Genomic DNA, 6217 nt, shown 5'->3' with positions numbered 1-6217 from the left:
CAGCTGCAGCGCGACGCGGGACTCACGCACTTCGAGTACCTGACGCTGGCGACGCCGCCCTACGCGTCCGACCCCGCCCTCCCGGTGTCCACACTCACCACACGCACCAACGCGACCCTGCCCCGCCTCCCGCACCCCCGCACACCCTCAGCCTCACGCGAACCGCCCCGCCACCTCCGCCAGGCACTCCCGGAACACCCGCACGGCCGGCGACGCCAGCTGCGCCTCGCGCTGGGCGGTGAAGATCGTGCGGCGGGGCGTGCCGGGCAGCTTGAGGAGGCGGCAGTCCGGCGCCTCGCCCGCCCAGACCAGGTCGGGCATCAGGGCGACGGCGTGGCCGGAGGCGGCGAGTCGGATCTGCGCCTGCAGGTCGGCGGTCTCGAAGCGGACGTCCGGCTCGAAGCCCGCGACCCGGCAGGTCTGCTCGGCGAAGTGGCGGCTCGCGGTGCCGCGCGGCTCCATCACCCAGGCGGAGTCGCGGGCCGAGGCGAGGTCGACGACGGCGGAGTCGCGGCTCACGGCGAGGCGGATCGCGTCGGTCGTCAGGTCGCTGCGCACCAGTCCGGGCAGCCAGGAGGTCGAGTGGCCGGGGTACTGCTCGGCGACGACGAGGTCGAACTCCCGCGCCCACGACGTCTCGTGCAGAGCGCCCTCCGGCTCGCGCTGCACCATCTCGATCCGCACCTCCGGGAAGCGGTCGGCGACGGCCCGGAGCGCACCCGGCATGAGCGCGAGCGCGGCCGACTGGAACACCGCGACGCGCACCCGCCCGGTCACCGACTCCCCCGAGGCCGCGAGCGCCGCCTCCGCCCGCTCGAGCAGGGCCATCACCTCGCCGGCCGCCTCGACCAGGATCTCGGCCTGGGGTGTGAGCTGCACGCGCCGGCCCGCCTTCCGCAGCAGCTCGACGCCGGCCTCGCGCTCGAGCACGGCGAGCTGCTGCGAGACGGCGGAGGGACTGTAGGCGAGGGCCTCGGCCGCGGCGGCGAGAGTGCCGCGGATGGCCACCTCGCGGAGCAGGACCAGGCGGCGGACATCGAGCACGGCGTCTCCCCGATCGTTCAGCTGAGCTGACCGGTACCGGTAAGAAACGGTCGCTTCTGCTCAACGGTAGTCGGTCGAATACTGAAGGCACCCACCTCAGAGCAGAAGGACCGCACCATGACGGATCTCGCCAGCCCCGCTCTCGCCACCGGCCCCGCCGCCGACGGCCCGTCCGCCGATTCGATCGATCCCCGCCTGGTCGACGAGAGCGTCGCGCTGGTGCGGCGCTGGCTGCGCGAGGCGTCCGCGATCCCGATCGACGCCTCCGGGGCGCAGCTGGCGGGCGTGCTGAAGGACCCGGCCGGCCTGGACTTCACGGTCGGCTTCGTCGACGGCGTCGTCCGACCCGAGGACACCCGCGTCGCGGCGGCGGCGCTGAAGGCGATCGCGGGCGGCGTGCCGTCCTTCCTCCCGGCTCCGATGCGCGGCGCGGTCGCCCTCGGCGGCGTCATGGCGCCGCTCCTCCCGGACGTCGTGGTGCCGATCGCGCGCCGGGTGCTGCGACGGATGGTCGGCCACCTGATCATCGACGCGACCGACTCCCGCCTGGGCCCGGCCATCGCCGCGATCCGCCGCGACGGCGTCCGGCTCAACATGAACCTGCTCGGCGAGGCCGTCCTCGGCCGCGAGGAGGCCCACCGCCGCCTGGAGGGGACGCACCGGCTCCTCGCCCGCGACGACGTCGACTACGTCTCGATCAAGGTCTCCTCGAGCACCGCCCCGCACAACCCGTGGGCCTTCGACGCCGCGGTCGACGACATCGTGGAGGAGCTGGCGCCGCTGTTCGCCCGGGCCGCCGCGTCCTCGCCGCAGAAGTTCGTCAACCTCGACATGGAGGAGTACAAGGACCTCGACCTCACCATCGCGGTCTTCACCCGCATCCTCGACCGGCCGGAGTTCCTCGGCCTCGAGGCCGGCATCGTGCTGCAGGCCTACCTGCCGGACGCGCTCTCGGCGATGATCCGCCTGCAGGAGTGGAGCGCCGCCCGCCGGGCCCGCGGCGGCGCCGGCATCAAGGTGCGCCTGGTCAAGGGCGCGAACCTGCCGATGGAGCAGGTCGAGGCCTCGGTCCACGGCTGGCCGCTGGCGACCTGGAGCAGCAAGCAGGACTCCGACACGAACTACAAGCGCGTCGTCGACTACGCGCTGCACCCGGAGCGGATCCGCAACGTGCGGGTCGGCGTCGCCGGGCACAACCTCTTCGACGTCGCGTACTCGTGGCTGCTCGCCGGCACCCGCGGCGTCCGCGAGGGGATCGAGTACGAGATGCTCCTCGGCATGGCCCAGGGCCAGGCGGAGGCGGTGCGCCGCACGGTCGGCTCGCTCCTGCTCTACACGCCGGTCGTCGCGCCGGCCGAGTTCGACGTGGCGATCGCCTACCTGATCCGCCGGCTGGAGGAGGGCGCGTCGAGCCAGAACTTCATGTCGGCCGTCTTCGAGCTCGAGGCCGACCCGGCGCTCTTCGCGCGGGAGGAGGAGCGGTTCCGCGCCTCCGTCGCCGCCCTCGACGGGGCCGTCCCCCCGGCGCACCGCGTGCCCGACCGGTTCGCCGCGAGCGGCCGTCCGGGACCGGGCGACTTCCGCAGCACCCCCGACACCGACCCGTCCGTCGCCGCGAACCGCGAGTGGGCGCAGGCGATCCTCGCGCGCGTCCCCTCCTCCCGGGCCGGCGCCGACGCGATCGAGGCCGCCACGATCGGCACCCTCGACGAGCTGGAGTCGGTGCTCTCCGGCGCCCGCGGCAGCGGCTGGAGCGACGTCCCGGCCGAGGAGCGCGCCCGCATCCTGCACCGCGCGGGCGACGAGCTGGAGGCGCGCCGCGCCGAGCTGCTCGAGGTCATGGCGGCCGAGGGTGGCAAGACCCTCGACCAGGGCGACCCCGAGGTCTCGGAGGCCGTGGACTTCGCCCACTACTACGCCGAGCGCGCCCTCGAGCTCGACGCGGTCGACGGCGCCCGCTTCCACCCGGCCGCGCTGACCCTGGTCGCTCCGCCGTGGAACTTCCCGGTCGCGATCCCGGCCGGCGGCGTCCTCGCGGCGCTCGCGGCCGGCTCCGCCGTGGTGCTGAAGCCCGCCGGTCCGACCGCGCGCTGCGGCGCCGTGGTGGCCGAGGCGCTGTGGGCGGCGGGCGTGCCCCGCGAGGCCCTGCGCCTGCTCCGCCTGCCGGAGGAGGAGCTGGGGCGCGACCTGATCGCCTCCCCGCAGGTCGACCGGGTGATCCTCACCGGCGCCTACGAGACGGCGGAGCTGTTCCGCTCCTTCCGGAACGACCTCCCGCTGCTCGCCGAGACGAGCGGCAAGAACGCGATCGTGGTCACCCCCTCGGCCGACCTCGACCTGGCGGTGAAGGACGTGGTGGCGAGCGCCTTCGGGCACGCGGGCCAGAAGTGCTCCGCCGCCTCGCTCGTCGTGCTGGTGGGCTCCGTCGCGCGCTCGAAGCGGTTCCGCGCGCAGCTGCTCGACGCGGTCTCCTCCCTCACGGTCGGCTACCCGACCGATCCCGCGACGCGGATGGGGCCGGTGATCGAACCCGCCGAGGGCAAGCTGCTGCGCGGCCTGACCGGGCTCGGCGCCGGTGAGACCTGGCTGCTGCAGCCGCGGAGCCTCGACGACTCCGGACGCCTGTGGAGCCCCGGCGTCCGCGACGGCGTGCGCCGCGGGTCCGAGTTCCACCGCACCGAGTACTTCGGGCCGATCCTCGGGATCATGACGGCGGCGACCCTCGACGAGGCGATCGCGATCGTCAACGAGGTCGACTACGGGCTCACCTCGGGCCTGCACGCGCTCGACCCGGAGGAGATCGGCACCTGGCTCGACGGGATCGAGGCCGGCAACCTCTACGTGAACCGCGGGATCACCGGGGCGATCGTGCAGCGCCAGCCGTTCGGCGGCTGGAAGAAGTCGGCGGTCGGCCCGGGCACCAAGGCGGGCGGGCCGGACTACCTGCTCGGCCTGGGCTCCTGGACCGCGGCGCCGTCGGAGGCTACCGCTCCGGTCGTCGGACCGGCCGCCCGCCTGCTCGCCGCGTCGCGCGCGGAGCTCCCGGCGGAGGAGCACGCCGCGGTGGAGCGGACGGCGCGCAGCTGCGCGGCGGCGTGGGCCGCGGGCACTCCTCGCGACGTGACGGGGCTGGAGGCGGAGCGCAACGTCTTCCGCCGCCTGCCCTACGACTCCGCCGTGCTGGTGCGCCTGGCCGCCGGGGAGCCGCTGGGCTCGCTCGTGCGGGTGGCCGTCGCGGCGGCGACCGCGCAGGCACGGGTGGTCGTCTCGAGCGCCGCGGCGCTGCCTCCGCAGCTCGCCGCCGGTCTCGACGAGGCGGCCGGCGCCGTCGTGGTCGAGGACGACGCGGCGTGGGAGGCGCGGGTGCGCGCGCACGGCGCCGGACGGGTGCGCCTGCTGGGCGCGTCCGCCGCGACGGTGACGGCCGTGACGGGCGGGCGCCCCGACCTCGCGGTCTACGCGGGCGCGGCGACCGAGGCGGGCCGGCTGGAGCTGCTGCCGTTCCTCCGCGAGCAGGCCGTGTCGATCACGGCCCACCGCTTCGGCACGCCGGACCACCTCACGGACGGGCTGCTCTGACCGGCGTGATCCGACCGGCGTGATCCGACCGGCGCGGTCCGACCGGCGTGATACGACCGCCTGCCACGAGGTGCCGCTCCGGTACGCCCGCTCCGGCGTGTCGCTACCGGAGCGGCGTCTCGCGGAGAGGGCGACGGAGGGACGACCGGGCGGAGAGGGATCAGCCGCAGGCCGCACGTCAGTCCGCGTCAGCTCCGCGGCGGGTCCGCAGGGGTGGAGCGCGCGTCGTTGCTGGCGCGCGGGCCCTCCGGGAGGAGCGCGGCGCGTCCCACGCCCGATCGACGGCGGCGGCCGGGGTCAGCAGGATGTGCGCATGACCCGCCAGGAGAACGGCCGGCGCACCGCCGCGCCCGCCCGCGCGCCACGCACGCGCCCGCGCCCGACCGTCGGCTCCGCCTTCGACCCGCGGTCGAACAGCATCAACGCCCTGCGGCTCGGGCTGGCGGTCCTCGTCATCGTGTCGCACTCCTTCCCCCTCGGCGGCTACGGCGACGACCCCGGGTTCGGCGGCTCCACCCTCGGCGCCTGGGCGGTCGGCGGGTTCTTCGCCACCTCCGGCTTCCTGATCACCGCGAGCAGGCTGCGCTCGCGATCGCTGGTCGACTTCCTCTGGCGGCGCTTCCTCCGCATCTATCCCGCCTTCCTCGTCTCGCTCCTGGTCGTGGCCTTCGTCGCCGCACCGCTCGCGTCGCTCCTCCTCGGAGCCGGCGAGTACAGCGCGGCCGGGGCGGTGCGCTTCGTGGTCGCCAATGCGGCCCTCTACATCCGGGAGTACGGGATCGCGGGGATGCTCGGCTCCGTGCCCTACCCGGGCGCGTGGAACGGCTCGCTCTGGAGCCTGTTCTACGAGTTCGTCAGCTACGTCGTGATCGGCCTGCTCGTCTCCCTGGCGCCCGCGCGCTGGGTGCGCCCCCTCGTGGTCGCGGGATTCGCGGGCCTCACCCTCGTCGCGGCGGTGCTCGCGACGGACCTCGTCCCGTTCCCGGCGCCCCTCAACCAGACGGTGACGCTCGTCGGGTACTTCCTCGCCGGCGCGCTCGTGCACCTGTACCGCGACCGCCTCCCCCTGACGGGCGCGCTCACCGCTGCCGCGGCCGTGCTGCTCGTCCTCGTGATCGCGGCCGGCCTCTACCGCGTGCTCGCCGGCCTCCCCCTCGCCTATCTGATGGTCGCGCTCGGCGCCAGGCTCCCCCTGCGTCGAGTGGGCGCGACCCACGACGTCTCCTACGGGATGTACATCTACGCGTTCCCCGTGCAGCAGCTGCTCTCGCTGGCGATCGTCGGAGCCGGAGCCGACGTGCCGCTCTGGGCGTACATCGCGCTCTCGGTCGCAGCGACGGTCCCCCTCGCGTGGGCGAGCTGGCTGCTGGTCGAGCGCCCCGCGATGCGGCTGAAGCGCCTCACCGCCCGGGCTCCCGTCGACGTCGAGGGCCACGTCCTGCGCTGAGGCCCGGAGCCGCGAGCCCGGAGCCGAGAGCCTGCGGCCGAGAGCCGAGCCGAGAGCACGGAGCCGCGAGCCCGGAGCCGTCCTCGCACGTCCGCCTGCCCGCAGCCGTCCCTGCCCGGTCGCGCCCCCGGAGCCGCCCGTCACGGC

General features: G+C 75.0%; 3 protein-coding genes. 2 read left to right on the top strand and 1 reads right to left on the bottom strand.

Annotated features, from left to right (window positions below):
• Window positions 1-153 precede the first annotated feature (153 nt).
• A complete protein-coding gene (locus C5C69_RS16415; RefSeq protein WP_104234616.1) occupies window positions 154-1044 on the bottom strand; it encodes a LysR family transcriptional regulator in 891 nt (296 codons plus the stop codon).
• Between the two features lie 117 nt (window positions 1045-1161).
• Between C5C69_RS16415 and C5C69_RS16410 the strand changes: the two genes are divergently transcribed.
• Both C5C69_RS16410 and C5C69_RS16405 read left to right on the top strand, forming a co-directional pair.
• Entirely contained in the window at window positions 1162-4623 is a 3462-nt protein-coding gene (locus tag C5C69_RS16410) for a bifunctional proline dehydrogenase/L-glutamate gamma-semialdehyde dehydrogenase (RefSeq protein ID WP_104258307.1), read from the top strand.
• Between the two features lie 313 nt (window positions 4624-4936).
• Window positions 4937-6070, top strand: coding sequence for an acyltransferase (locus C5C69_RS16405; RefSeq protein WP_104234614.1), 1134 nt, complete (start codon window positions 4937-4939; stop codon window positions 6068-6070).
• Window positions 6071-6217 lie beyond the last annotated feature (147 nt).

It is taken from the genome of Rathayibacter sp. AY1C7, assembly GCF_002931865.1.
GTDB lineage: Bacteria > Actinomycetota > Actinomycetes > Actinomycetales > Microbacteriaceae > Rathayibacter.
The sequence above is the reverse complement of the archived record's forward strand: the minus strand, read 5'-3'. Positions and strand labels throughout refer to the sequence as shown.